Raw genomic sequence first — 26,447 nt, 5'->3', positions numbered from 1 at the left:
ATTGTACTTTATCCATAAATACAGGGTGCAAATGTTACAGCGACGATTCCCCGACGGCAAGCGCTTTGGGAACGGTTCCCTTAAACAAAATCAGTAGGTTAATACTATGTAACAAAAACAACCCGTACAACCTGCTATTTTAAGTCATATGGCACATTATTAATCTGTGGCGATGCCAGGCTAGCCAGTGTGAAATAAGAACGTCATAAAAGAGGATGGCACTATGAGTGATAATATTCGCGTTGGGCTTATCGGCTACGGGTATGCAAGCAAAACGTTTCATGCGCCTCTGATAGCCGGGACGCCGGGGATGATCCTGGCTGCGGTATCCAGCAGCGATGCCGCTAAAGTCCATGCCGACTGGCCCTCCGTGCCGGTTGTCTCGGAGCCAAAACATCTTTTCAACGATCCGAATATTGATTTAATTATTATCCCCACGCCGAACGACACCCACTTCCCGCTGGCAAAAGCTGCGCTGGAAGCCGGTAAGCACGTGGTTGTCGATAAGCCGTTTACCGTCACGCTGTCCCAGGCTCGCGAGCTGGATGCGCTGGCAAAGAGTCTGGGCAGACTGCTGTCGGTGTTCCATAACCGCCGCTGGGACAGCGACTTTCTGACGGTAAAAAGGCTTCTCAGTGAAGGCACGTTAGGGGAGATCCTCTTTTTTGAATCGCACTTTGACCGCTTCCGTCCGCAGGTACGAAACCGCTGGCGCGAGCAGGCCGGCCCGGGCAGCGGTATCTGGTATGATTTAGCCCCGCATCTGCTGGATCAGGCCGTCAATCTGTTTGGTCTGCCGGTGAGCATGACGGTCGATCTGGCCCAGCTCAGACCCGGGGCGCAGACGACCGATTACTTCCACGCGGTGCTCAGTTACCCGCAGCGGCGGATTGTGCTGCACGGTACGATGGTCGCGGCTGCAGAATCTGCCCGCTATATTATTCACGGCACGCGCGGCAGCTACGTGAAGTTTGGTCTCGATCCGCAGGAAGACAGGCTGAAAAACGGTGAGCGTCTGCCGCAGGAAGACTGGGGCTATGATATGCGCGACGGCGTCGTCACGCGGGTGGAAGGCGAGGAGCTGGTCGAGGAGACCTTGCTGACGATACCGGGTAACTATCCGGCGTATTATGCCGCTATCCGCGATGCGCTGAACGGCACGGGAGAGAATCCGGTTCCGGCCAGCCAGGCGATACAGATTATGGAGCTGATAGAGCTGGGCATCGAATCTGCCAAACATCGCGCGACGCTCTGTCTGGCATAATTTTTTGACGTTGTTGTAGGCCGGGTAAGGCGAAGCCGCCACCCGGCAAAGGGGTTACGCGGTTGCCACCTTATCCCGCAGAGCCTGCTTCTCAGCTGGCGTCAGGAAGGCAATTTCCAGCCCGTTAATCTGTGCCTGACGGATCTGCTCGCGGCTCAAACCCGCCTGCGGAGCGGCGATGTTGTACTCGTGGATGATATCCACGCCCTGAACCGCCGGATCGTCCGTGTTCAGTGAGGCCAGCACGCCGTGTTCAAGGAACGTTTTCAACGGGTGCTGCGCCAGCGTTGCTACGGTGCTGGTCTGAATGTTAGACGTCAGACACGACTCAATCCCGATACGCTGCTCCGCCAGGAAATCCACCAGGGCGCGATCTTCGACCGCCTTCACGCCGTGGCCGATGCGCTCGGCGCCCAGCTCGCGGATGGCCTGCCAGATACTTTCCGGACCAGCCGCTTCACCCGCATGCACGGTAATATGCCAGCCGGCATCGCGCGCGCGGTTGAAGTGGGAGAGGAACAGGCTGCCCGGGAAGCCCAGCTCGTCACCGGCGAGGTCGACGGCGGTGATGGCATCACGATGGGCCAGCAGCGCTTCCAGCTCCTGCAGGCAGGCGGCTTCACCGAACGTACGGCTCATGATGCCGATCAGGCGGGCCTGAACGTCGAAGGTTTTGCAGCCTTCACGCACGCCTTCAATGACGGCTTCCACCACGCCCGCTACGGGCAGGCCGTGAGTCATCGCCATATAGCCCGGCGAGAAGCGCAGCTCAACGTAATGCAGGCCGTTGCGGGCCGCATCTTCTATGTTCTCAAACGCCACGCGGCGGCAGGCATCCAGCGACGCCAGCATCTTCACGCCCCAGTCGAGTTTGCTCAGGAAGCTCACCAGGTCCGGTTCATTAGAGGTCACCTGCACGTGAGGGATCAAGGACTCAAGGGTCTGAGCAGGAAGCGTTAAATTGAACTGGCGGCCAAGATCGAGGATGGTTTGGGCACGAATGTTACCGTCAAGGTGACGATGAATATCAGTTAAAGGCAGGCGTGTATCAATCATGGTCGCACTCTTTTCTGGTTAAAGTGCGCCATATTATAAAAACAAAACGGGGTAAAAAGCTATTTGCGCAAGGGAATATTCCGTTGCGCAAATTGATTACAGGAGCGTGTTAATCCCGGCGATGAGGCGTTTAACCCCTTGCTCCAGCTTGCTGCGCGGGCAGCCGGCGTTAAGCCGTACAAAACCTGTTCCTTCTTTACCGTAGGTATATCCCGGCATGATGGCGACCTTTTGCTGCTCGATTAGCACTTTTTGCAGCGCCCGATCGTCTATGTGCAGCGGACGCAGGTCAATCCAGGCCAGATAGGTCGCTTCCGGTGGCTGCCAGTTCAGATTAGGAAAAGCGCCGTTTAATTCGCGAGCGATATACAACAAATTCTCTTCGAGATAATGGCGTAAGGCATCCAGCCACGGCTCCCCCTGCTGGTAGGCGGCAATATGCGCGGTCAGCGCCAGCACGGAAGGGGAAGAGAGTCCGTCCCGTCCTTTTAACGCGCAGAGGTAGCCGTTACGGCTCTCTTCATCGCCGATCAGGCCGTAAGCCCCCGTCAGCGCAGGAATGTTAAAGCTTTTGGAGCCGGAGGTCAGAAGCACCCATTTGCCCCGCGCCACGGCGCTCCACGGCGTGTGACGATGCTCTCCCCACACCATGTCCATATGGATTTCATCGCTGATAACCGCCACGTCATAGCGTGCGCACAGTTCCGCCATGCGCGTCAGCTCATCCCGCGTCCAGACCTTGCCGGTCGGGTTCTGCGGGCTGCACAGCAGCAAAATTTTGTTTTCCGGTTTCGCCAGCGCCGCTTCGAGGGCCGCCATATTGCCCTGCCAGCCTGCGGCCTGCTTTTCCATCTCTACGGGCACCACATGACGCGCATTGCCTTCAATGGCTTTGTAAAACGCATCGTATGCCGGGGTGTGTACCACTACGCCGTCGCCGGGGTTTGACCAGAGACGAATCAGCTCTGACACCATGTAGATAACGGAAGGGCCATAAACGATCGATTCGGTCTCAATCCGGCTGTTAAAGCGCTGCTGGTACCAGTGCGCGACGGCGGCGAGAAACTCATCGTTCTTCCAGCGGCTGTAGCCGAACACCCCGTGATTAATACGCTGATGCAGCGCGTCGGTAATGCAGGGAGCGGTGGCGAAATCCATATCCGAGATGGTGAAGGGCAGCAGGTCGGCCGCGCCAAAGCGGTCTGCGACGTAGTCCCACTGCGTACACCAGGTGCCGTGTCGATCCACGACGGTAGAAAAATCAAACATGACGGTAATCCTTAAAGTAAAACCCCCTCATGAGAGGGGGCTGAGGCATCAGGCTTCTACTGTTCGCATCAGGGTTGCCAGCTCATCTTTCACCGACTGTACCTGCGGGCCGATAACCACCTGCAAATTGTGCTGATTTAACTGTACCACGCCGATGGCCCGGTTGGCTTTCAGGGCGTTGGTATCCACTTTTGACATATCAGCCACCGACAGACGCAGGCGGGTAATGCAGTTGTCCAGCGAGGTGATGTTATCCGCACCGCCCAGCGCCGCAAGAATGGCCGGGGTGTTATAGCCGGATTTGCCCACGGTACCGGCAACCGCCTGTTCCACGCTGGTGGCCGTATCGGTATCGCGGCCAGGCGTTTTCAGGTTAAAGCGGGTGATGGCGAAGCGGAAGATCCCGTAGTACACCACGAACCAGATTGCCGCCACGACCGGGACCAGATACCACTTGGTGGACAGGCCGTGCAGGATCCCGAACACCACGAAGTCGATCACGTTGCCGTCGGTGTTGCCGATGGTGACGCCCAGCACCGCCATCACGGTAAAGCCCAGGCCGGTCAGCACCGCGTGAATCAGATACAGCACCGGCGCAACGAACAGGAACAGGAATTCGATAGGCTCGGTGGTACCGCCCACAACGCAGGCGATCACGCCGGAAATCAGCAGGCCTTTAATTTTATGACGGTTTTCCGGGCGCGCGCAGTGGTACATCGCCAGCGCGGCACCCGGCAGGCCGCCGAGGAAGGCAGGCATTTTACCCTGAGACAGGAAGCGGGTGGCGCTTTCGGAGAAGCCGTGGGTGGTCGGGCAGCTCAGTTGCGCCTGGAAGATGGTCAGCGCACCGCTCACGTCGTGACCGCATACCTCCATCGTACCGCCCGCTTCGGTGAAGCGAATCAGGGCCACCAGGATGTGCTGCAGGCCAAACGGCAGCAGCAGACGCTCGCCGGTGCCGAAGATCATCGGACCAAAATCTCCCGCGCCGTTGATGATGCGGCCAATGCCGTTGATGCCCAGCGCAAAGACCGGCCAGATCAGCGGAATGATTAAACCGAACAGGCCCATGACCACCAGGGTCACAATCGGCACAAAGCGGGTACCGCCGAAGAAGGCCAGGGCATCCGGCAGACGGATATTGTGGAAACGCTCGTGCAGCATCCAGATAATAACACCGGCGATCACCGCCCCGAGGATCCCGGTATCAATTGACTGGATACCAATTACGCTCTGAATGTTGTTGGCCTTCAGCACGGCAGCGTCGGTGGTCGGCAGAATGCCTTTCGCGGTCAGCCAGAAGTTAACCGCCAGGTTCATCACCGCGTAGCCCACAAAACCGGCAAACGCCGCGACGCCTTTGTTCTCGCGGGCCAGGCCCAGCGGGATAGCGATACAGAACATGACGGGCAGGAAACTAAAGGCAAAGGAGCCGACTTTACTCATCCAGATAAAGATCGCCTGCAGCACCGGGGTACCGAGGAACGGGATCAGCGTAATGACGTCTTTACTGCTTAGCGAGCTGCCGATCCCGAGCATGATCCCGCAGAACGAGAGGAGTGCCACGGGCAGCATAAAGGTTTTACCCAGTTGCTGGAAAAATTCCCACAGCGATATTTTTTGTGCTGCTTTCGCCGTCATAAAACGACTCCTTTATTGTTAAAATCAGTTTGTCTGCTTCAATGCTGCGAGAAGATAAAACGTTTTATCAAAGTTTAGTGCGCGCTAAATCACATTCTCAGGCTTTGACTGGTAGTATAAAGATAACGTATTGATAAAACGTTTTACCGATCTCATTTTCAGGGAGTCACGCCAACACATGGCTGTAGCGAAAAAAGTCACCATCAACGATGTCGCGCTGGCGGCGGGCGTTTCCGTCAGCACCGTTTCTCTGGTGCTGAGCGGGAAAGGGCGCATCTCTCCTGCGACCGGCCAGCGGGTGAACGAGGCGGTTGAACAGCTGGGCTTTGTGCGTAACCGGCAGGCGTCGGCGCTGCGCGGTGGGCAAAGCGGGGTGATTGGCCTGATTGTTCGCGATCTGACGTCACCTTTCTATGCGGAGTTAACAGCCGGGTTAACCGAAGCGCTTGAAGCGCAGGGACGGATGGTCTTTCTGCTGCACGGCGGGCGTGAGGCCGATCAGCTGCTTTCCCGGCTCGATATGCTGCTGAGCCAGGGGGTGGACGGGGTGATCGTCGCCGGGGCATCGGGCGTGGGCAGCGAGCTGTGCGAGCGCGCCGCCGAAAAAGGCGTGCCGCTGGTGTTTGCCTCGCGCGCCAGCTACCTGGACGAAGCCGATACGCTGCGCCCGGATAACATGCAGGCCGCACAAATGTTGACCGAGCATCTTATTCGTCGCGGGCATCAGCGCATTGCCTGGCTGGGTGGGAAAAGCTCGTCCCTGACGCGCGCCGAGCGGGTAGGCGGCTACTGCGCGACGCTGATTAAATACGGCCTGCCGTTCCACAGCGAATGGGTCGTGGAGTGTGAATCCAGCCAGAAGATGGCGGCGGAAGCGATAGGCGCGCTGCTGCGAAGTAGCCCGACGATCAGCGCCGTGATTTGCTACAACGATGTGATCGCCATGGGCGCCTGGTTTGGCCTGATCCGAGCCGGGCGTCAAAGCGGCGAGGGCGGGGTGGAAACCTTCTTTGGCCACCAGGTGGCGCTGGGAGCGTTCGCCGACGTTGGTGAAAACGCCCTCGACGACCTGCCGATCGTCTGGGCCACCACCCCTGCGCGGGAGATGGGATACACCCTGGCGGACAGGATCATGCAGCGCATCGACAATACGGATGTCCAGGCCGGGCACCAGATTGTGGCGGCGCGGCTGGTGACGGTGAAATAACCACCGCTGCACATCGCCCGGCGGCGCTGACGCTTGCACGGGCCTACAACGGCTCTGAACCGTAGGCCGGGTTAGCGTCAGCGCCACCCGGCAATAAAAAACCCCTCATGCGAGGGGTTTTGACGTTTACTGCTGCGGCGCCGCCGGTTCGGCTGGCGCTGCCGGTTCAGCCGGTTCCGGCATCCCCAGCGTCGGCATACCAAACATGCCGACAAAGTCTTCCAGCGGCATTTTGTCGCCGTTGAGCGTGACCTGGCCGTTGGCGTACTGCAGGCTGGTGGAAATCGTGTTGTTGTCCACTTTGGTGATGCGGAACATCTGGCCCATGGCCGCCAGACCTTTCACCTGCTGGTTCGCCAGCTTGCCGGCATCTTCATCGCCGTAGCCTTCCAGCTTCGCAATCTGGGTCATAAACTCGGTCGCCATATCCATCGGGATGGTCAGCTTGCTGTCGAGCGACTTCACGCTGCGATCCACTTCCTGCGCCAACGTCTGCGGTTCACCCGTGGCGGTGGCCGGATCTTTCAGGAACAGAGACAGGTTGAAGCTGGTTTCGCCTTTGCTGTTTTTCCAGCTCAGCGGCGCAACGGTTACTACCGGCTCGCCTTTCAGCAGGATCGGCAGGTTGTTGAACAGCACCGCCATCGCCTGCTGCTGGTATACCTCAGGGTTCTGCTGCAGCGCGGCATCGGTCAGCAGCGCCTGGCTCTCTTTGCTGTATTTCTGGCTAAACTCGTGCCACGCCTGGCCGTCGATATTGCCGATCTTCAGCGACAGTTTGCCGGTGCCCAGATCCTGATTCTGCACTTTCAGGCTCTTCAGCGTGTAATCCAGCTGGGTGTTGATGCTCTTACCGTCTTTGGAAACGTCGGATTTGCCGTTGACGTCCATGCCTTCCAGCACGGCCATCTCTTTTCCTTCAACCGCAATGGCAACCTTGTCGAGAGACAGTTTTTGATCGCCGATACGCTCCTGGAAATCGGTCATTCGGCTGTTGCCGTCGGCCTTCAGGTTGTTGAAGGTGAGCTGAACTTTTTGATTGTATTCGTTCACGGCGTTGACTAGGCCACTTTCCGCTTCACCCGTCAGGGAGAACACGTTTCCGTCGCGGTCCGCGTCAAGTTTGAAGTGGCCGCCGCTGAAGGCGACTTTCTCATTCTCTTTCTCGTAGTTCAGCGCTTTCAGAGCAATATCGGAACTTGTGTCACCGGCATAGCTAATTCGGGTATTAATGTCGAAAGGAGATTCATTCTTCGCGAGGTCAAACAGCGGTTTGGTGACGTCGTTATTCACCAGCACGGTATGAACGGACGCCATAGAAGGGATCAGATTAAAGGACTTCAGCTGCGCCAGCGGCAGCGGGCCGTGGCTCACCACCTCGTCCAGGACCACGCTCTGGCCCGGTTTCAGCCAGCCGTTTTCAGCACCGGTAACCGGCTTCACCACCAGCTGCATACGGCTGGTAAACACGCCGCGATGATAGTTCTGGTAGCTCAGCTCAAGGCCCGCCTCCGGCGCGCTGCGCTTAATCTCTCCGTTAGCCTGCGCCACCATCTCAGCCAGACGGCCTTCCAGCTGTTTCCCGGTAAACCAGGAGGCACCCGTCCAGACCACGCCTAACGCTACAATCACTCCAACCGCTACGACCGATTTTTTCATTGCGACTATCCCTAAAATGAAACCAGGCGGTAAAAACCGCCTGGAGATATTAAGCCTGAGACTAGCTTAGCAAGAGTTGTTAAAAAATTCAGTAAGTGGTTAAAGCTTATTGAAAACGCGCGCCAGGCGACCGGTGCCGCTTACGCTGACCGGAGACTCATTGGCTGCAACGAATGCTGACTCACCGGGCTTAAGCACCAGACGCTGTTCGCCTTTGCGCAGCGTCGCTTCGCCCTCCACGCAGAACAGAATCGCCGCGCTCTCCTGAGCCACCGACGTTTCGGCGCTGCTCAGGTCGTGCAGGGAGAAGGCAAAATCTTCAACCGGAATCGGGAAGTCCAGCTCTGTGCCGTTTTTCACCGGCTGAGTCAGCAGCTCCGCGGCAGGTTTCGCCACAAACTTCACGTTGGCAACCAGCTCAGGAATATCGATGTATTTCGGCGTCAGGCCCGCGCGCAGCACGTTATCGGAGTTGGCCATTACCTCCAGCGCCACGCCCTGCAGGTAGGCGTGCGGGGTTTCAGCGAACAGGAACATCGCTTCGCCCGGGTTCAGCTTCACCACGTTCAGCAGCAGAGGTGAGAACAGGCCGCTGTCGTCCGGGTAGAATTCGGAGATCAGACGGATGGTTTCCCACGGTTCACCTTGCTGACTGTCCAGAGCGGCTTTCAGCACCGCCAGCGCGTGGGATTTCTCTTCACCCTGCATATTCAGCAGGCTGGCAAACAGCTGGCTCAGCGCGTCGGCGTTCGGGTTTTCAAGGAAATGCGCGATAGCTTTATGGGCACCTGCGACAGGTTGCAGCAGGGAGATAATCTCTGAAAACTCGCGGAACGCGTTCATCGCCAGGAATGGCGTAAGCGCGAACACCAGCTCCGGCTTGTGGTTAGGATCTTTATAGTTACGCTCGGCCGCGTCTAGCGGGATACCCGCCGCGTTCTCTTTCGCAAAGCCGATTTCAGACGCTTTCTTGTTCGGGTGAACCTGGATGGAGAGCGGCTGGTCGGCGCACAGCACCTTAAACAGGAACGGCAGTTCGCCAAAGCGCTGAGCCACCTTGTCGCCCAGCAGCGCGGATTTATCGGCATCAATTACGTCACGCAGGCTGCGCACCTGGCCGCTGGCGTCTTCAATTTTTGAGCTGCTCTTCGGGTGCGCACCCATCCACAGTTCTGCCATCGGCAGGTTGTTTGGGTTAGCGATACCGTAGAGATCCGTTAACGCAGTTTTACTTCCCCAGGCGTAGTTTTGCACTGAGTTAATGAGTTTTTGCATTATCAAGCCCTGATTCAATTGTGGAATTAACTCCGGGTATTAAAGCAATAAACCTCATGGAAGTAACCTGTGGATGTAAAAAGTCGTACTAGTCTCAGTTTTTGTTAAAAAATTGTGTAGGATAAGCTGACTCGCTTTTAAGCCGGGCAGCGGAACATCTGCCCTGAATAAACAGACCGAAGCAGTAAGTGAGAGACCAATGTCGAATAAACCCTTCCATTATCAGGATCCTTTCCCCCTCAGTAAGGATCAGACCGAGTATTACCTGTTAACCCGCGATCACGTCTCCGTCTCCGAGTTTGAAGGACAAGAGATCCTCAAGGTGGATCCGCAGGCGCTGACGCTGCTGGCGCAGCACGCTTTCCACGACGCCTCGTTTATGCTCCGTCCTGCGCATCAGCAGCAGGTGGCCGATATTCTGAGCGACCCGGAAGCCAGCGAAAACGATAAGTACGTTGCCCTGCAGTTCCTGCGTAACTCCGATATCGCGGCGAAAGGCATTCTGCCAACCTGTCAGGATACCGGTACGGCGATCATTGTCGGAAAAAAAGGCCAGCGCGTCTGGACCGGCGGCGGTGACGAAGCGGCCCTGGCGCACGGCGTCTACAACACCTACACCGAAGATAACCTGCGCTACTCGCAAAACGCGGCGCTGGATATGTACAAAGAGGTCAACACCGGCACCAACCTGCCTGCACAGATTGACCTCTACAGCGTCGACGGTGACGAGTACAAATTCCTCTGTATCGCCAAAGGCGGCGGTTCGGCCAACAAAACCTATCTCTATCAGGAAACCAAAGCCCTGCTTACCCCGGGCAAGCTGAAGAACTACCTGGTTGAGAAGATGCGCACCCTCGGCACCGCAGCGTGCCCGCCGTACCATATCGCGTTTGTGATTGGCGGTACCTCGGCGGAAAGCACGCTGAAAACCGTGAAGCTGGCCTCAACCAAATACTATGACGGCCTGCCTACCGAAGGTAACGAGCACGGCCAGGCGTTCCGCGACGTGCAGCTTGAGCAGGAGCTGCTGGAAGAAGCGCGTAACCTGGGCCTCGGCGCGCAGTTTGGCGGCAAATATTTTGCCCACGACGTGCGCGTGATCCGTCTGCCGCGTCACGGTGCATCCTGTCCGGTCGGGATGGGCGTCTCCTGTTCTGCGGATCGCAACATCAAGGCCAAGATCAACCGCGAAGGCGTGTGGATCGAAAAACTGGAAAACAACCCGGGCAAATACATTCCGGAAGAGCTGCGCAAAGCGGGCGAGGGCGAAGCGGTTCGCGTGGACCTGAACCGTCCGATGAAAGAGATTCTGGCGCAGCTGTCTCAGTATCCAGTTTCGACCCGTCTCTCCCTCAACGGCACGATTATCGTGGGCCGCGACATCGCGCACGCGAAGCTGAAAGAGCGCCTGGACAACGGCGAAGGGCTGCCGCAGTACATTAAAGATCATCCGATCTACTACGCCGGCCCGGCGAAAACGCCTGAAGGGTACGCGTCCGGCTCGTTAGGCCCGACCACGGCTGGCCGCATGGACTCGTACGTTGACCAGCTGCAGGCCAACGGCGGCAGCATGATCATGCTCGCTAAAGGCAACCGCAGCCAGCAGGTGACGGACGCCTGCCACAAGCACGGCGGTTTCTACCTCGGCAGCATCGGCGGCCCGGCTGCGGTTCTGGCGCAGGGGAGCATCAAGAGCCTGGAGTGCGTGGAATACCCGGAACTGGGCATGGAAGCGATCTGGAAAATTGAAGTGGAAGATTTCCCGGCGTTTATCCTCGTGGATGACAAAGGCAACGACTTCTTCAAGCAGATCCAGTCGTCCCAGTGTTCGGCGTGTGTGAAGTAATTCTGTAAATTTCCGGGTGGCGGCTGCGCCTTACCCGACCTACGTGTCTGGTAGGTCGGGTAAGCGCCAGCGCCACCCGACGCCAAAAAGAGCGCACAAAGCGCCATAACGTTTCTCAGAAGTCATCAATACTTATCCCTTAAGCATGTGAGCAATCCCTCTTTTGTTATCAAGGAGAAAGTAATGACCACGGTACGCCATGAGAAAGACTCGATGGGCGCCATCGACGTCCCTGCCGACAAGCTATGGGGCGCGCAAACCCAGCGTTCGCTGGAGCATTTCCGTATCTCGACTGAAAAAATGCCCGTCTCGCTGATTCAGGCGCTGGCCCTCACCAAACGCGCGGCCGCAAAAGTGAACCAGGATTTAGGCCTGCTGGCGGCAGACAAGGCCAACGCCATCATTAATGCCGCCGACGAAGTGCTGGCGGGCAAGCATCCCGACGAATTCCCTCTCGCCATCTGGCAGACCGGTTCCGGCACCCAAAGCAATATGAACATGAACGAAGTGCTGGCGAACCGGGCAAGCGAACTGCTGGGCGGCGTGCGCGGCATGGAGCGTAAGGTTCATCCGAACGATGACGTCAACAAGAGCCAGAGTTCTAACGACGTCTTCCCCACGGCTATGCACGTGGCGGCGGTGATTGCTATTCGCGAACAGCTTATCCCACAGCTTAACGTCCTGAAATCTACGCTCAACGAGAAGGTGCAGGCCTTCCGCGACATCGTCAAAATTGGCCGTACGCACCTGCAGGACGCCACGCCGCTGACGCTCGGCCAGGAGATTTCCGGCTGGGTGGCGATGCTGGAACACAACCTTAAGCACATTGATAACAGCCTGCCGCACCTGGCGGAGCTGGCGCTCGGCGGCACGGCGGTGGGCACCGGGTTAAACACCCATCCGGAGTATGCGGTGCGCGTGGCGGAGGAGCTTGCAAACATCACCGGGCAGCCGTTCGTCACGGCGCCCAACAAGTTCGAAGCGCTGGCGACCTGCGATGCGCTGGTCCACACCCACGGCGCGCTGAAAGGGCTGGCGGCCTCGCTGATGAAAATCGCCAACGACGTGCGCTGGCTGGCCTCGGGCCCGCGCTGCGGCATCGGTGAAATCAGCATTCCGGAAAACGAGCCGGGCAGCTCCATCATGCCGGGTAAAGTCAACCCGACCCAGTGTGAAGCCATGACCATGCTCTGCTGTCAGGTGCTGGGCAACGACGTGGCCGTCAACCTGGGCGGCGCGTCCGGCAACTTCGAGCTGAACGTCTATCGCCCGATGGTGATCCACAACGTTCTGCAATCGATTCGTCTGCTGGCGGACGGCATGGAGAGCTTTAACGAGCACTGCGCGGTGGGGATCGAGCCAAACCGCGAGCGCATCAGCCAGCTGTTAAATGAGTCGCTGATGCTGGTGACCGCGCTCAATACCCACATTGGCTACGACAAAGCCGCCGAGATCGCCAAAAAAGCGCATAAGGAGGGGCTGACGCTGAAAGCCTCCGCCCTGGCGCTGGGCTATCTGACGGAGGCGGAGTTCGATGCCTGGGTGCGCCCTGAGGCGATGGTCGGCAGCCTGAAATAATCAACTCGCCACGTACAGGTGCAGCCGAGGAATAATCAGCTGCAGCGGCTGCGCCTGAGGTCGGTAACGGTGCTGGACATTTTCAGCATCATAATTCAGCAACTCACCAATATCCGGCACGATAGCCCCCTGATCGGCATCATAGAGCGCAATCAGCGGCGTTGGACAGGCATACTGCACCTGTTTTTGCTGACCGGAATACCAGACGCGGGCGATAGGCTGAACCTTTACCGGGCGCTTTATCTTGAGGCGCGTATCCGCCGGTAGCGAGGCGATGCTGTGGTACTCCTGCTCCAGGCGCTCAATCCACTGCTCACGCGACCACGGCGCAACGGTGCGCGGCGTCTTCAGGCTTTTTTCCAGCTGCGCGAGAATTTCATCCCGGGTGAAGTTTTTAATGATGTGCTTATTCGCCCAACCAAAGCGCAGCGTGGCGGGGTGACGCAGTACCGTCAGCGTGCGATAGGCATTCAGGGTAATCAGCCCCGGAAGCTGACGGTGCACCCATTCAAACCGGGCGGCAGGGGCGAGGCCCGACTCTTCGGTAACGATCTTTTCAAAGGCCGCTTTCAGGCTGTTGATATGGGCAATCTGGCTTTCCAGCGCTTCGCGCGTTGTCGCATCGGTTTGCAGGCAGATCACGCCGGGCAGCCGCACGGCTGCCTTGCTGCTGCGCTGTTCAGACTGCTGCTGGATAAAAAGATGGCGATAGTGTTTCATCGCCAGCTCCAGCGCGGCCTTGCCGATGTGCTGCTTCACGTCGATGGTGTCCAGCGGATCGTGCTCGGCCCCTTTGGCCACCTCGGGCAGGGTAAAGACGCGCGCGGCCAGCAGACGGCAGGTCTGCAAACGTTCTGTCAGGGTCAGGAGCTCGTGTTCAATTTCCCGAAACGTGCTGTTCAGCCGTTCGATAAGATCGTAGGTTGCCATAAGCACTCTCATTAGTTACAACATACTTATCATATAGCACAGCACGCCGGGTCAGGCCAGCGTGCGGTTAAGGTCAGGCAGGAACGGGAAGGGCGATGTTATGGTATACCGGCCAGCTAAAGCAGAAGCGCGCGCCGCCGAGCTCGCTCTCCTCGCAATGTACCGTGCCGCCCATCGCCTGCGCGATAGAGTAGACAATCGCCAGCCCCAGACCACATCCGCCGGTGGCGCGATCGCGGCTGGGATCGAGGCGGACAAAGGGTTCAAACACGGTTTCTCGCGCTTCCGGGGCGATCCCCGGTCCGTCATCCTCAACGGTCAGGCTGGCCTGATTGCCCTGCAAATCCAGCCCAATCTGTAGCGTACTTTCGCTGTAGCGCATGGCGTTGTTCATCAGATTGTCCAGCACGCGCTCCATCAGGCGCATATCGAGCGCGCCGTAATCACCCGGCGTGACGCGCGTTAACAGCGTACGCTGCGGGTTCACGCTCTGAACGTCGTCAATGTGGGTTTGCAGCCAGGCAGGTAGATCCGGCGTACTGAGGTTCAGTTCGTTTTGCGGACGATCGAGGCGCGCGTAGGTCAGCAGCTCCTCAATCAGCGCCTCAAGCTGGCCAATGTCGCGGTTCAGGGCCTGAGACTCCGCTTCCGTCAGATTTTCGCTCATCTCCAGACGATAGCGCAGGCGAACCAGCGGCGTGCGCAGTTCGTGCGCAATCCCGTCGATCAGCTGCTTTTTACTGGCGATCAGGGCATTGATGTTATCGGCCATTTGGTTAAAGGCCACGCCCAGACGTTCAAAACTGGAACCGCTGTCGAAGTGAATGCGTTCGGTAAAATGCCCCTCGCCAAAACGCTGCGCGGCGGATTCCAGCTTCAGCATGTCCTGCCAGTGCGGGCGCATCCAGATAAAGACCGGAAACGCGAGCGAAATGGCGATAAAGGCCATTAGCGCCATGTCCAGCAGACGCATCTGGTGCAAATAATAAAGATAGGGCACCGGCCCGACGGCCAGCACGTAATGGCTGCGCGGAATACGCTGGATAAAGGTGTATTTCTCATCCAGCGCGACGATGTCCCCGTCGCGCAGACGCTGCATGGCGGGCGGATCCAGATCGAAATCTTTCAACGGCTCAATGCGTAAATCGAATGACAGATTCAGATCCAGCTCTTTCAGGGTTTTCGCCCAGTCGTGCGGCGGGATTTCTCTCAGCTCGCTGCGCATCAGATAGAGCGAGCTTTTCATCAGGTCGTCCAGCGACTGCCTGCCCGCGCGTTCGGCGGTAAATTTATAGACCAGCCCGACCAGCATGGTCATCACCAGGAAGCAGACAAAAAGTAAAAGATAAAACTGCACAAACAGCTTTTTCATTGGATCTCACCGAAGAAACGCTTTGTGCAGAATATACATGAAAACCCTTCGTGTTTTTCACGTCTGTGGAGCGTATTACATGGCTTTCGCGCTGTTTTTTACCTTGGCGATGAGTGTTTCCGTCACGGCCAGGCCTTCTGCAATGTGCGTATCAATCACATCCGTCCCGTATTCGCTGATGAGGTCCAGCAGTATTTCGTAAGTCTGGATGAGTTCCAGCAGGTCAAAGAGCGCTTTTTGATCGGTGCGTGAGGGGGAGGCGTGGTTCAGGGTTGCCTGATTAACAATCCACTCAAGATTGGTTTTGATGGCTTCTATCCGATTGTAGCTATACATATGTCATGGGCTTAAATCCTCATTTCAAGATTTATGGGAGAGATGTCGTGAAAACTTCACGGCGAAAAATGAATAAAATGGTTGCGAGAGCGGGGCGAGCTGAAAAAAGGAGAGTCGAGAAGGTAATTATGGAACAGTTCGCGTGCTTAGCAAGTCAATTGTTGCGCAAACGTAAAAATAAACGCGCGAAAGAGAAGGCATCGTCGCGCAATGCCCTTTATTTCGCGCAGGTTATCTTATCAGGCGTTTAGGTTTCCCACGCATGTGGGGCAAACAGATAGCCCTTGTTACGCACGGTTTTAATGCGGTAGGGCTCAGTGGCGTTATCCTGCAGCTTTTTGCGCAGACGCGAAATCGCCACGTCAACGCTGCGGTCCATTCCGTCATAGCTCACGCCACGCAGGTTTTTCAGCAGCGCGTCGCGGTCCATGATCTGTCCGGCATGCGTTGCCAGCTCCCACAGCAGGTCAAAATCTGCGGTGGAAAGGGCGATAAGCTCGCCAGAGAGCAGCACCTGACGGTTAATGGGATCAATAGACAGCGTACCGAAGCGCATCGCTTTGTGCGGCGTCAGAGACGGTGCCGGTGCTTCGCGTTCGATGCTGGCGTGCTGGCGTAAATGGAGGCGCAGGCGAGCGAGCAGGACGGCAGGCGGTGTGGTTTTCAGAATGTAATCATTGGCACCCATCTCCAGCGACAATATATGGTTCATATCGCTGTCCAGTGAGGTGAGCAGGACGATAGGGCCCTCCCAACGGGCGCGCAGGTCACGGCAGAGCGTCATGCCGTCTTTGCCCGGCAACATGATATCCAGCAGTACCAGATCCGGGTTTTCACGGACGACCACCTCTTCGGCACGATCGCCGCGAGGTTCAACAATGACGTCCATATCGTGTTTACCCAGATAGGCGGCGATCAGCTGCCCGACTTCAGGTTCGTCTTCAACATAAACAATCTTATTCATACAGCGTCTGTTTTCGTGAAAAAAGCCAACATACACCGCGAAACCTTAACCTTCCATTAATCTTTCAAAATTAACGCCGGTTCCGTTATTCTGGCTGATATTGTGAGTTGATTATTCCAGGGAAAAAGATGGGGCTGGTGATCAAAGCCGGGCTGGGCGCGCTGGTGGTATTGCTGATTGGCATGCTGGCGAAAACGAAAAACTACTATATTGCCGGGCTGATCCCTCTCTTCCCGACCTTTGCACTCATTGCCCACTATATCGTGGCGTCTGAACGCGGTACCGAAGCGTTACGTACGACCATCGTGTTTGGCATGTGGTCAATCATCCCGTATTTTCTCTACCTGCTTTCGCTGTGGTATTTCACCGGTTTTCTGCGTCTCCCACTGGCGCTGAGCGGGGCGGTGGTCTGCTGGGGGCTCAGCGCCTGGCTATTAATTTTCTTCTGGAGCCGCTTTCACTAGCGCAGCGGTCGGCCGCCGTCCACGGCAAAGGTTCTGCCGGTGACGTAGCAGCTGGTGAGCAGGTAATCCACCAGGTCGATTACCTCTTTCTCTCCCGGGGCGATTTTCATGAGCGACTTATTCAGCGCCTGCTGGCGATACTCCGCATCATCGTTTTCGTTAAACAAAATCATGGCCGGTGCGATGGCGTTCACCTTCACCTCGGGGGCGAGCTTGCGGGCAAACGAGCGGGTCATGTTATCCAGCGCGGCTTTACTGGCCGCGTAGGCGATGTGCTTGTCGCTGCCGCGCTCAACCACATAATCGGTAAAGTGAATAATGTCGCCCGCCGCGTGCCCATGGCCGCGGAGCAGATCCTGCAGGGCGTGGTTAAGCAGATAAGGGGTATTAACGTGGATCTGCAACATGGCGGAAAGCGTTTCGCTGAGTGACGTACCGGGTTTTTCGGCACGCCATGCGCTGGCGTTATGGATCACGGCGCGCAGCCCCGTCGTGGTGGATTTTACCTTTTCCGCGAAAGCCAGAATGCCTTCATCGGTTGAAAAATCAGCCTGAATGCAGACAGCACCGGCTTTGCGTAACCCATCAATCGACGGGTATTCCGTACGGTAGCTGACAATGACCGGATGGCGAAGGTTGAGAAAATGATGGGCGAGGGCGAGGCCGATACGGCGGCCTCCGCCGGTAATCAGTATTGGGCGAAGCGGTGCATTTCCCATCGTATTCTCCTTAACAGTTCAACAATGGGAAAGGCGTTGCTATCCCATTAACATCCAGGTTGCCGGTAGGGCAGCAACCAGTAACAGTCCAATTAATGCCACCTCACGGCGTTTCAGCGCGTTCTCCAACTGATGCGTGCGGCGGGCGTAGATAAACACCAGCAGACCCGGTGCGTACAGCACCACCGACAGCAGCAGATGCATAGGTCCGGAAGCATACAACAACCACAGGCCGTAAATACAGGCTCCGACACCCACGACATAATGCGCCGGGCGTGTGGCAATTTTTAACAGATACGCACCCACTAAGAAATAGGGTACCAGAATCATCTCCGAGGCGATGGTCAGCAGCGTGTTATAGTCTGAACCTGTGAGCCAGATCAGCACCAGGCAGACCTGAACGCTGATGTTGGTCAGCCAGAGTGATGCCGACGGCGCGCTGTTTTTGTTTTGACGGGCAAACAGGCGTGGAAACGCCTTGTGCGTCGCGGCCAGGAACGGCACTTCAGCCGCCATGATGGTCCAGCTCAGGTAAGCGCCGCAGACGGAAACGATCAGCCCTGCGGCAATCACCACATCGCCCCATGGGCCGAGCATTTTCACCATCAGGCCTGCCATTGACGGGTTACGCATTTCCGCCAGTTCAGGACGCGCCACGACGCCGAGCGACAGCAGCGTCACCAGCAGATAGACCCCGAGCGCAGCCAGTACGGCCAGCAGCGTGGCGCGGCCCACATCGCGTTTATTCCGGGCGCGAGCAGAAACCACGACCGCGCCTTCAACACCGATGAACACCCACAGGGTAATCAGCATCGTGTTTTTCACCTGCTCCCAGACGGGAACGCCCAGCGCAACGCCGCTGAAATCGAGCTTAAACACGTCGAGACGGAACGCAATAAAGGCCAGAACGATAAACAGCCCGAGCGGAACCAGTTTCGCCAGCGTCGCCACCAGGTTGATGCTTGCGGCCGTTTGTACGCCACGTAATACCAGCCAGTGGACGAACCACAGTAACACCGAGGCGCCCACAATAGACTGCCAGGTATTCCCGTCGCCAAAGAGGCGCAGTTCAGGCGTATCGGTAAAGAAACTGAGCGCCGAGAAGACGATAACCAGATAGGAGACGTTGGCGATAACCGCACACAGCCAGTATCCCCACGCCGAACAGAAGCCAATCAGCTCGCCGAAACCTTCACGCGCATAGGTGAAAATGCCGCCGTCCAGGTCCGGGCGAATGCGGGTGAGCAGCAGCATGGCGAAGGCCAGCAGCAGTATGCCGACACCGGTAATGCCCCAGCCAATGATGAGCGCGGAAGGGCTGGCGACGGCGGCCATATTTTGCGGCAAACTGAATACGCCTGCACCCAGCATTGAGCTTAAAACGAGTGCAGTCAGAGCACTCAGGCCAAGTTTCTTTTCCATTGGCTTCCTGTTATGAAAGGTCAAAATCCAGAATAATTATTTCGCTCAGGCGCATAAAAATGGTGGATCACACTAAGGCGCGGGATTTTACGGAGTGTAACGAAAGCATGCAATGACGTGGGGCAGAAATTCAAAAAAAGTAACAAAAAAGGCGGCATTGCGCCGCCTTTCGTAAACGATTTTGTTACTTGTACAGATCGGCGCTGATGGTCACGTTGTTACCACGTTCCTGCCACTGGCGGGTGATGTGATAGAACTTCGCCCCTTTCTTCGCCGCACGCTTCGCGACCTGGTAAGAGACTTCCGTCATGTTGCCGTAGTTGCCGGTAAACTTGATGCTGTCGAACGGCACCATCTGCGCTGCAGTGGCGTTGTTCAGCTCTTCAATTTTGGTCCCGTCCGGCAGCGTAACCGAATAACGGCCACCTTTCGTGGACTGCGTTTCGAAGAAACGGCCCACTTCAGCGCTCGGGGCAGCGGTCGTTGCTACGCCTGGAATTTCAACTCTCTTCGCTGCTTCGCCGCCTTTCGCTATTGCCGCGCGACCTGCTTCTGAATTCGCCGGGATGGCATCCGGGCTCTGCAGAACACGTTTTTTCGCATCTTTTTTATAGATGAACGCGGTAATACGCTGGTTGCCACCCTGGTTAGCATCGACCTGACGCACGATGTAGAAAGAGTAGGCCCCTTTCTCTTTCGCGGCTTTGGTGATGGCATCGTTCACTTCAGGCTGGCTGCGGTAGAAGCCCTGAACGGTGACGGTATCGTAAGGTTCCAGCTCAATCGCCTGATCTTTCGGCAGCTCAACAACACCGTTGATCACGCGGTTTTTCGGTGCGTCAGCTTTTGGCGCATTGTCTTTGAACAGCGCAATGGTCACGCGCTGGTTGCCGCTGTTGCCGTAATCGGACTGGTCAACGACATAAAACGAGGCTGCCCCGTTTTTATCAGCAGCTTTTGATGCCGCGGCGACGGCGTCGCCAATAGAATTATAACGACCCACAATGACCGTATGGTCAAAAGGTTTTAACGCTGCCGCTTGCTCCGGCGTTAACTCTGTTGCGGCATTCGCAGACAGGGCGGTCGCGGAAAGAAGTGCGGACGCCAGGAGTGTGTTCTTAAGCTTCATAAAAATGATCCTTCGCCTTGCGCAAACCATGTACTGGTATTGTTGTTAATTTGAGACGGTCCCGATTATTGCATTTAAAACCCGTCGCTGTCTGCGCCATTTTTCACTGCCTGTGCTTACTGAATCACCTTATTCGATAACATTTAGTGATATGTTGAAAAAACACGCGTTTGACAAGTAAAACTGATAAAGCATATGACTTTTACAAGTTAATTTAATGTTAATAAGTTGTTCTCTTATGGCGCTATATCATGTTTTTACCGCTTCGCTTGCGCGTTTTATCGGTTCTGGCAATGAATTTAAGGTAAATATCACTGTCAGTGACGCCGATCGCTTATTTTTCACAGATAAAGTAAGAAATAGTGTTTTCTGGCGGTAGATCGCGGGCGCTATTTTCAGTAGGTTATAGACAGTTTGTTACTGTTTTATTTTCCGGGGTTAATCATATCTCGTCGCTCGCGCGATGGCGAAAATTGATACAAACCGCGGGCATTTATCGATAAACCATCATCAAAAACCGATGGAAGGGAAAACTATGCGTATTGGGGTACCAAAAGAACGGTTAGCCAATGAAACCCGCGTAGCGGCAACACCGAAAACGGTGGAGCAACTGCTTAAACTGGGTTTTACGGTCGCGGTTGAAAGCGGCGCAGGCAAACTGGCGAGTTTCGATGACGAGGCCTTTATCCAGGCTGGCGCAGAGGTGGTCGATGCTGCTGACGTCTGGCAGTCGCCGGTGATTCTGAAGGTCAACGCACCGGAAGAGAGTGAGATTGCGCTGCTGAATCCGGGGACGACCCTGGTGAGCTTCATCTGGCCTGCGCAAAACCCGGAGCTGATGGAGAAGCTGGCGGCCCGTGGCGTGACCGTGATGGCGATGGACTCCGTGCCGCGCATTTCGCGCGCGCAGTCGCTGGATGCCTTAAGCTCCATGGCAAACATTGCCGGCTACCGCGCCATTGTTGAAGCGGCCCACGAATTCGGTCGCTTCTTTACCGGTCAAATCACCGCCGCGGGTAAAGTCCCTCCGGCGAAAGTGATGGTGATTGGCGCGGGCGTGGCGGGCCTTGCCGCAATCGGTGCGGCAAACAGCCTGGGCGCTATCGTACGCGCCTTTGACACCCGTCCTGAAGTAAAGGAACAGGTCCAGAGTATGGGGGCCGAATTCCTTGAGCTGGACTTCAAGGAAGAAGCGGGCAGCGGCGATGGTTATGCGAAGGTGATGTCCGAAGCGTTTATTAAAGCCGAAATGGAACTCTTCGCCGCCCAGGCGAAAGATGTCGACATCATTGTCACCACCGCGCTTATCCCGGGTAAACCAGCGCCGAAGCTGATTACCCGTGAGATGGTTGACTCCATGAAATCGGGCAGCGTGATTGTCGACCTGGCTGCGCAAAACGGCGGCAACTGTGAATATACCGTAGCGAATCAGGTGACTACCACCGCTAACGGCGTGAAGGTGATCGGTTATACCGATCTGCCGGGCCGCCTGCCAACGCAGTCTTCCCAGCTCTACGGCACTAACCTGGTCAACCTACTGAAGCTGCTTTGCAAAGAGAAAGACGGCAGCGTCACCGTTGATTTCGAGGATGTGGTGGTGCGCGGCGTCACCGTGGTCCGTGACGGTGAAATTACCTGGCCTGCGCCGCCGATTCAGGTTTCGGCCCAGCCTCAGGCGGCACCGAAAGCGGCACCTGCGCCAAAAGAACCTGCCAAACCGGCTTCTCCGTGGCGTAAATACGCGATCATGGCGCTGGTAATTATTCTGTTCGGCTGGCTGGCTGACGTTGCGCCGAAAGAGTTTCTCGGCCACTTTACCGTCTTCGCGCTCTCCTGCGTCGTAGGCTACTACGTGGTGTGGAACGTCTCCCATGCGCTGCATACGCCGCTGATGTCGGTAACCAACGCCATCTCCGGGATCATCGTAGTGGGGGCGTTACTGCAGATTGGTCACGGCGGCTGGATCAGCTTCCTGAGCTTTATTGCGGTGCTGATCGCCAGTATCAATATTTTCGGTGGTTTCACCGTGACTCAGCGCATGCTGAAAATGTTTCGTAAAGGGTAAGGGGTAGCATATGTCTGGAGGATTAGTGACAGCCGCATACATTGTTGCTGCAATCCTGTTTATTTTCAGTCTGGCGGGGCTTTCCAAACACGAAACGTCTCAGCAGGGGAATAACTTTGGTATCGCCGGGATGGCGATTGCGCTGATTGCCACCATCTTCGGGCCGGATACCGGCAACGTGGCGTGGATCCTGGTGGCGATGATCATCGGCGGCGCGATTGGTATTCGCCTGGCAAAACGCGTTGAAATGACCGAGATGCCGGAGCTGGTAGCTATTCTGCACAGCTTCGTGGGTCTGGCGGCGGTGCTGGTGGGCTTCAACAGCTACCTGTATCACGAACCGGGCCTGGAACCGATTCTGGTGAATATCCACCTGACGGAAGTGTTCCTCGGTATCTTCATCGGTGCGGTGACCTTCACCGGCTCTATTGTCGCGTTCGGCAAACTGCGCGGGAAGATCTCCTCTAAACCGCTGATGCTGCCAAACCGTCATAAGCTGAACCTGGCGGCGCTGGTAGTATCGTTTGTACTGCTGGTGGTATTTGTGCGCACCGAAAGCGTCGGTCTGCAGGTGCTGGCGCTGCTGGTAATGACCATCATCGCGCTGGCATTCGGCTGGCACCTGGTGGCGTCCATCGGTGGTGCGGATATGCCGGTGGTTGTCTCGATGCTGAACTCCTACTCCGGCTGGGCGGCAGCGGCGGCAGGCTTTATGCTGAGCAACGACCTGCTGATCGTCACCGGTGCGCTGGTGGGTTCTTCCGGTGCGATCCTGTCTTACATCATGTGTAAGGCGATGAACCGTTCGTTCATCAGCGTTATCGCCGGTGGTTTCGGGACCGATGGATCTTCTTCCAGTGCGGATGAAGAAGTGGGTGAGCACCGTGAAATTTCTGCGGAAGATACCGCAGACATGCTGAAAAACTCGCATTCCGTGATCATCACCCCTGGCTACGGCATGGCTGTGGCGCAGGCGCAGTATCCGGTGGCGGAAATCACCGAGAAGCTGCGCGCGCGGGGCATCAAGGTTCGCTTTGGTATTCACCCGGTGGCTGGGCGTCTGCCGGGCCATATGAACGTGCTGCTGGCGGAAGCGAAAGTGCCTTACGACATCGTGCTGGAAATGGATGAGATCAACGATGATTTCGCCGACACCGACACCGTGCTGGTCATTGGTGCCAACGATACCGTTAACCCTGCTGCACAGGACGACCCGGGCAGCCCAATTGCCGGGATGCCGGTTCTGGAAGTGTGGAAGGCGCAGAACGTGATTGTGTTTAAACGCTCCATGAATACCGGCTATGCCGGGGTGCAGAACCCGCTGTTCTTCAAAGAGAACACCCATATGCTGTTTGGCGATGCTAAAGCCAGCGTGGATGCGATTCTGAAATCGCTGTAAGCTGCGTTGAAACGAAAAAACCGCCGAATTCGGCGGTTTTTTTATTGCCGGGTGGCGCTGACGCTTACCCGGCCTACGATTTTGTAGGCCCGGCAAGCCTGCGCCGCCGGGCGTTGGGGGTTAATCGTCTTCCGGATCGTCCAGCTCAACCGGCGTCTGGTACTCATCCGGCTTAATGACCAGCAGGTCGCAGCGCAGATGGTCGATCACCTGTTCCGCGGTATTTCCGAGGAACGCGGCAGAAATACCGGTCCGGCCAATGGTGCCCAGCACCACAATCCCCGCCTGCAGGTGTTCCGCCAGGTCCGGGATCACCTCTTCAGGCAGCCCTTTTTCCACGTGGGTCATTTTCTCATCGATGCTGAATTTCTGGCGCAGCGCTTTCATGGCCAGCAGGTGCTGACCGCGGATCGCGTCGTTGTACACGCTTGGGTCAAATTCAGGCAGCTCAATGGCAATGTTAATCGGGGTGACCGGATAGGCGCCAACCAGATGCACTTCGGTATGATTGACCTGATCGGCAAGTTGGATAGTCTCCTTCACCAGCTTCTCGTTCAGGGAGTTGTGGTAATCCTCTTCGCTCGCGAGGTTTACCGCCACAACGGCTTTCCCACCTTCAGGCCACGGCTGGTCTTTCACCATCCAGACCGGGCAAGGGCATTTACGCAGCAAGTGCCAGTCGGTTGGGGTGAAGATCACGGATTCCAGCTTGTCGTGCTGGTGTGCCATCTTCAGCAGCAGGTCGTGCCCACCGGCGACAATTTCCTGGATGATGGCTTCAAAAGGTCGGTTATGCCAGACCACTTTAATATCAATGGGCACGCCCGCTTCCAGGTAATACTTCGCCTGTTCACGGATCCACGCGGTACGCTGGCTGATGACGCCCTGACGCATAGCGGTGCGCTCGTCAGGGGACAGAAGGGTGGTCATCTCATACGAGAAGTCATAGATCGGCAAAAACGCTTTGATTTTGCCACCAATCCGTTGATGTAAATACACAGCACGTCGTAATGCCGGCTGATCGTCCTGATTCGGATCGATAGCTACCAGCATGTTTTGATACTTGGCCATACAGGTCTCCTTACTACTGTCACCACAGTCTGTAATTAAAAGAGTAACCTATATATCCTGAATGAAACAGAGGGGAGGTTTTGCCAGATCAATAATTCATGAAAATTTATTACTTAATGTTGTTGCATGCTGATTTCAAAGCATTTTCTTTGATTTCAAATCGCCTTGGGGGCGTGACGGGGGCATATTAGCAAGAATTCTTCTGTTGATGATGGCAACCTGGTCCTTGTCCTTATCACCGATCCACTTCGCGTAAACCTCATAAACCATCCTTGAATCCTCATGGCCCATCTGAGTCGCAATAAAGGTAGGGTTAGCCCCGGCAGAAAGCGACCAGCATGCTTAAGTGTGTCTGGAATGGTAAGTATGCCGATTGCGCGATCCGGTTAAACATACCGTCCTGCCGTCACCGTTTATTCAGGGCATCGTGCCGCTGATTATCCTCTTCTTCTTTGTTGTTTCACTCGCCTACGGTATCGCTACCGACAAAATCCGCCGTCAGGGCGATCTGCCGCAGCTGATGATCAGGCCGATGAAGGAGATGGCGGGCTCTATCGTGATAGCAAGGCCACCAAAGGTGGCCTTTTGTTATTTTATTAACCGCAATAAAGGATTAATCACAAGAAGATTTATAGCAAACGAAAATGTGAAAGAAACAATAAAAACAACCATGGTGAGAAGCAGCGTGTACGAAAATGAGCTGCCAACATACCACGACAGGTTGATATATTTTGCAATCAGCATTGCAATGATCAGGTGTATTAAGTAAACCCCGTAACTCGCCTCGGCAACAACGCCTATTAGTTTTGTTGTGGTATCCCCAGGCTTTATTTCCAGGCAATAAAACAAATAAGTTAATGATGCGGCAAAAACGTACATATTTAATCCTGCATCAAAAGGAGCATAAAAGAATGTACCACCACCATTAAATTGCAGGTAAGTAGCTGCAACAGTCATCAAGTATCCTACCACCACAATCATTGCAGCTGTCACGGCTGCTAGCTTTCTAAGCTTTGGTATTAACCCGCCGATCATGAAATAAGCCAACCAAGTACTTAGGTCTGGGATTTCCAGTCCTTGAATATATCCCTTTAGATACAGATTATAACCCTTAATACAAAGTATAAAAACCAGTGCAGAAAGCGCGTGCTTACTTGACAACCCACTAAAAAGATAACTAAGTAGCGGGGTGATGATATAAATTCCAGCCATTGCATACACAAACCAAAAATGAACTGAAATTCCTGTTGAGATCATCAGCCCATCAAAGTAAGACTTCATTGACATCTGCAAATCAGAACCTGAAATGAACTTAATTGCTATAAAGAAATGAATGAATGAGAAGACAAAGAAAGGAATAAGAAGAGACACTAATCTCTTGCGGTAGAATGCTTTTATATTATCGATATTTCTGTTTAGCAAAAACATCCCGCTAATTATAAAGAAAACAGGCAGCCCAACCCGAACAAGACTTTGCACTAATAGTGCTGATACCATCTCATTCTTTGAAATGTCCATTTTTATGTACAAGTCATACATAGGTGCTATATGAATACCCACGACAAGAAAACAACAAAATATTCTTAAAACCTCAATAGAAGCATTCCTTTCTTTCATTACAGGCTCCATTTTAGAAATAAATACCGAATCATAGCAGCATAATGCTGGCGATCGCGCAAGCATCTCAAATCGCTGCCAAACATGCAATAGTTGCCGCTGCATAATGGTTTCTGGTTTTCGAATGAAAGCTCAGTTGTGGTGGGTTTTACTTACTCTTTTTG

At 55.6% G+C, this 26,447-nt stretch carries 21 protein-coding genes and 1 pseudogene; 8 read left to right on the top strand and 14 right to left on the bottom strand.

The features are described from left to right. Positions 1-223: 223 nt before the first annotated feature. On the top strand, positions 224-1,264 hold the full coding sequence (locus RVY89_RS09075) for an oxidoreductase (protein WP_484827598.1): 1,041 nt from the start codon (positions 224-226) through the stop codon (positions 1,262-1,264). A 54-nt stretch (positions 1,265-1,318) separates the two neighbouring features. On the opposite strand, the gene add is transcribed toward RVY89_RS09075, so the two are convergent. The 3 genes from add to malX all read right to left on the bottom strand — a co-directional run bounded on the left by add (position 1,319) and on the right by malX (position 5,230). After that, positions 1,319-2,320 carry an adenosine deaminase gene (add, locus tag RVY89_RS09070; protein WP_484827597.1) on the bottom strand — a complete coding sequence of 334 codons (1,002 nt, stop codon included), beginning with the start codon at positions 2,318-2,320 and terminating at the stop codon, positions 1,319-1,321. Between the two features lie 96 nt (positions 2,321-2,416). Continuing rightward, positions 2,417-3,589 carry a MalY/PatB family protein gene (locus RVY89_RS09065; protein ID WP_484827596.1) on the bottom strand — a complete coding sequence of 391 codons (1,173 nt, stop codon included), beginning with the start codon at positions 3,587-3,589 and terminating at the stop codon, positions 2,417-2,419. 48 nt (positions 3,590-3,637) lie between these two features. Beyond that, on the bottom strand, positions 3,638-5,230 hold the full coding sequence (gene malX / locus RVY89_RS09060) for a maltose/glucose-specific PTS transporter subunit IIBC (protein ID WP_111965675.1): 1,593 nt from the start codon (positions 5,228-5,230) through the stop codon (positions 3,638-3,640). Positions 5,231-5,408: 178 nt separating this feature from the next. Here malX and RVY89_RS09055 point away from each other — a divergent pair, with 178 nt between their 5' ends. Then, entirely contained in the window at positions 5,409-6,437 is a 1,029-nt protein-coding gene (locus RVY89_RS09055) for a Mal regulon transcriptional regulator MalI (protein ID WP_484827595.1), read from the top strand. A 126-nt stretch (positions 6,438-6,563) separates the two neighbouring features. Here the strand turns inward: RVY89_RS09055 and RVY89_RS09050 are convergent, their stop codons facing one another. Both RVY89_RS09050 and manA read right to left on the bottom strand, forming a co-directional pair. Continuing rightward, entirely contained in the window at positions 6,564-8,096 is a 1,533-nt protein-coding gene (locus RVY89_RS09050) for a YdgA family protein (protein WP_484827594.1), read from the bottom strand. 99 nt (positions 8,097-8,195) lie between these two features. Beyond that, on the bottom strand, positions 8,196-9,371 hold the full coding sequence (gene manA / locus RVY89_RS09045) for a mannose-6-phosphate isomerase (RefSeq protein ID WP_484827593.1): 1,176 nt from the start codon (positions 9,369-9,371) through the stop codon (positions 8,196-8,198). 199 nt (positions 9,372-9,570) lie between these two features. Here manA and fumA point away from each other — a divergent pair, with 199 nt between their 5' ends. Further along, a complete protein-coding gene (gene fumA / locus RVY89_RS09040) occupies positions 9,571-11,217 on the top strand; it encodes a class I fumarate hydratase FumA (RefSeq protein ID WP_024909338.1) in 1,647 nt (548 codons plus the stop codon). Between the two features lie 183 nt (positions 11,218-11,400). Beyond that, entirely contained in the window at positions 11,401-12,795 is a 1,395-nt protein-coding gene (gene fumC / locus RVY89_RS09035) for a class II fumarate hydratase (RefSeq protein ID WP_484827592.1), read from the top strand. Here fumC and tus read toward each other — a convergent pair whose 3' ends face one another. The 4 genes from tus to rstA all read right to left on the bottom strand — a co-directional run bounded on the left by tus (position 12,796) and on the right by rstA (position 16,397). Then, positions 12,796-13,725, bottom strand: coding sequence for a DNA replication terminus site-binding protein (gene tus / locus RVY89_RS09030; RefSeq protein ID WP_484827591.1), 930 nt, complete (start codon positions 13,723-13,725; stop codon positions 12,796-12,798). Between the two features lie 73 nt (positions 13,726-13,798). Continuing rightward, complete coding sequence (gene rstB, locus RVY89_RS09025) at positions 13,799-15,097, bottom strand: two-component system sensor histidine kinase RstB (protein ID WP_045910344.1); 1,299 nt, start codon at positions 15,095-15,097, stop codon at positions 13,799-13,801. Between the two features lie 75 nt (positions 15,098-15,172). Continuing rightward, positions 15,173-15,433 (bottom strand): hypothetical protein, encoded by a 261-nt coding sequence (locus RVY89_RS09020; RefSeq protein WP_484827590.1) that lies wholly within the window; start codon positions 15,431-15,433, stop codon positions 15,173-15,175. A 247-nt stretch (positions 15,434-15,680) separates the two neighbouring features. Beyond that, the gene (gene rstA, locus RVY89_RS09015; protein WP_021241154.1) at positions 15,681-16,397 is read right to left on the bottom strand and encodes a two-component system response regulator RstA; all 717 of its coding nucleotides are present in this window, start codon (positions 16,395-16,397) and stop codon (positions 15,681-15,683) included. A gap of 128 nt (positions 16,398-16,525) precedes the next feature. Here rstA and RVY89_RS09010 point away from each other — a divergent pair, with 128 nt between their 5' ends. After that, the gene (locus tag RVY89_RS09010) at positions 16,526-16,861 is read left to right on the top strand and encodes a GlpM family protein (RefSeq protein ID WP_045910346.1); all 336 of its coding nucleotides are present in this window, start codon (positions 16,526-16,528) and stop codon (positions 16,859-16,861) included. On the opposite strand, the gene folM is transcribed toward RVY89_RS09010, so the two are convergent. The 3 genes from folM to ydgH form a co-directional block, all read right to left on the bottom strand. Next, positions 16,858-17,580: a dihydromonapterin reductase gene (gene folM / locus RVY89_RS09005; RefSeq protein ID WP_484827589.1), complete on the bottom strand. Its 723-nt coding sequence runs from the start codon at positions 17,578-17,580 to the stop codon at positions 16,858-16,860. The genes RVY89_RS09010 and folM overlap by 4 nt on opposite strands. A gap of 39 nt (positions 17,581-17,619) precedes the next feature. Then, positions 17,620-19,002 carry an amino acid permease gene (locus tag RVY89_RS09000; protein ID WP_484827588.1) on the bottom strand — a complete coding sequence of 461 codons (1,383 nt, stop codon included), beginning with the start codon at positions 19,000-19,002 and terminating at the stop codon, positions 17,620-17,622. Between the two features lie 184 nt (positions 19,003-19,186). Next, complete coding sequence (gene ydgH, locus RVY89_RS08995) at positions 19,187-20,131, bottom strand: DUF1471 family protein YdgH (RefSeq protein ID WP_484827587.1); 945 nt, start codon at positions 20,129-20,131, stop codon at positions 19,187-19,189. Positions 20,132-20,666: 535 nt separating this feature from the next. Between ydgH and pntA the strand changes: the two genes are divergently transcribed. Continuing rightward, positions 20,667-22,196 carry a Re/Si-specific NAD(P)(+) transhydrogenase subunit alpha gene (gene pntA / locus RVY89_RS08990; protein ID WP_484827586.1) on the top strand — a complete coding sequence of 510 codons (1,530 nt, stop codon included), beginning with the start codon at positions 20,667-20,669 and terminating at the stop codon, positions 22,194-22,196. A 10-nt stretch (positions 22,197-22,206) separates the two neighbouring features. Next, positions 22,207-23,595 (top strand): Re/Si-specific NAD(P)(+) transhydrogenase subunit beta, encoded by a 1,389-nt coding sequence (gene pntB, locus RVY89_RS08985; RefSeq protein WP_024909329.1) that lies wholly within the window; start codon positions 22,207-22,209, stop codon positions 23,593-23,595. A gap of 120 nt (positions 23,596-23,715) precedes the next feature. On the opposite strand, the gene uspE is transcribed toward pntB, so the two are convergent. After that, entirely contained in the window at positions 23,716-24,666 is a 951-nt protein-coding gene (gene uspE, locus RVY89_RS08980) for a universal stress protein UspE (RefSeq protein WP_023335478.1), read from the bottom strand. A 373-nt stretch (positions 24,667-25,039) separates the two neighbouring features. Between uspE and RVY89_RS08975 the strand changes: the two are divergent. Then, positions 25,040-25,237: pseudogene (locus tag RVY89_RS08975) on the top strand (AbgT family transporter); the annotation flags it as partial. 17 nt (positions 25,238-25,254) lie between these two features. Here the strand turns inward: RVY89_RS08975 and RVY89_RS08970 are convergent. Continuing rightward, positions 25,255-26,388, bottom strand: coding sequence for an acyltransferase (locus RVY89_RS08970; RefSeq protein ID WP_484827585.1), 1,134 nt, complete (start codon positions 26,386-26,388; stop codon positions 25,255-25,257). Between the last annotated feature and the right edge of the window lie 59 nt (positions 26,389-26,447).

The sequence above is a fragment of the Enterobacter sp. 3U4 genome, assembly GCF_057224565.1.
Note: the sequence above shows the minus strand (reverse complement) of the source record. Positions and strands in the feature narration are given on the sequence as shown.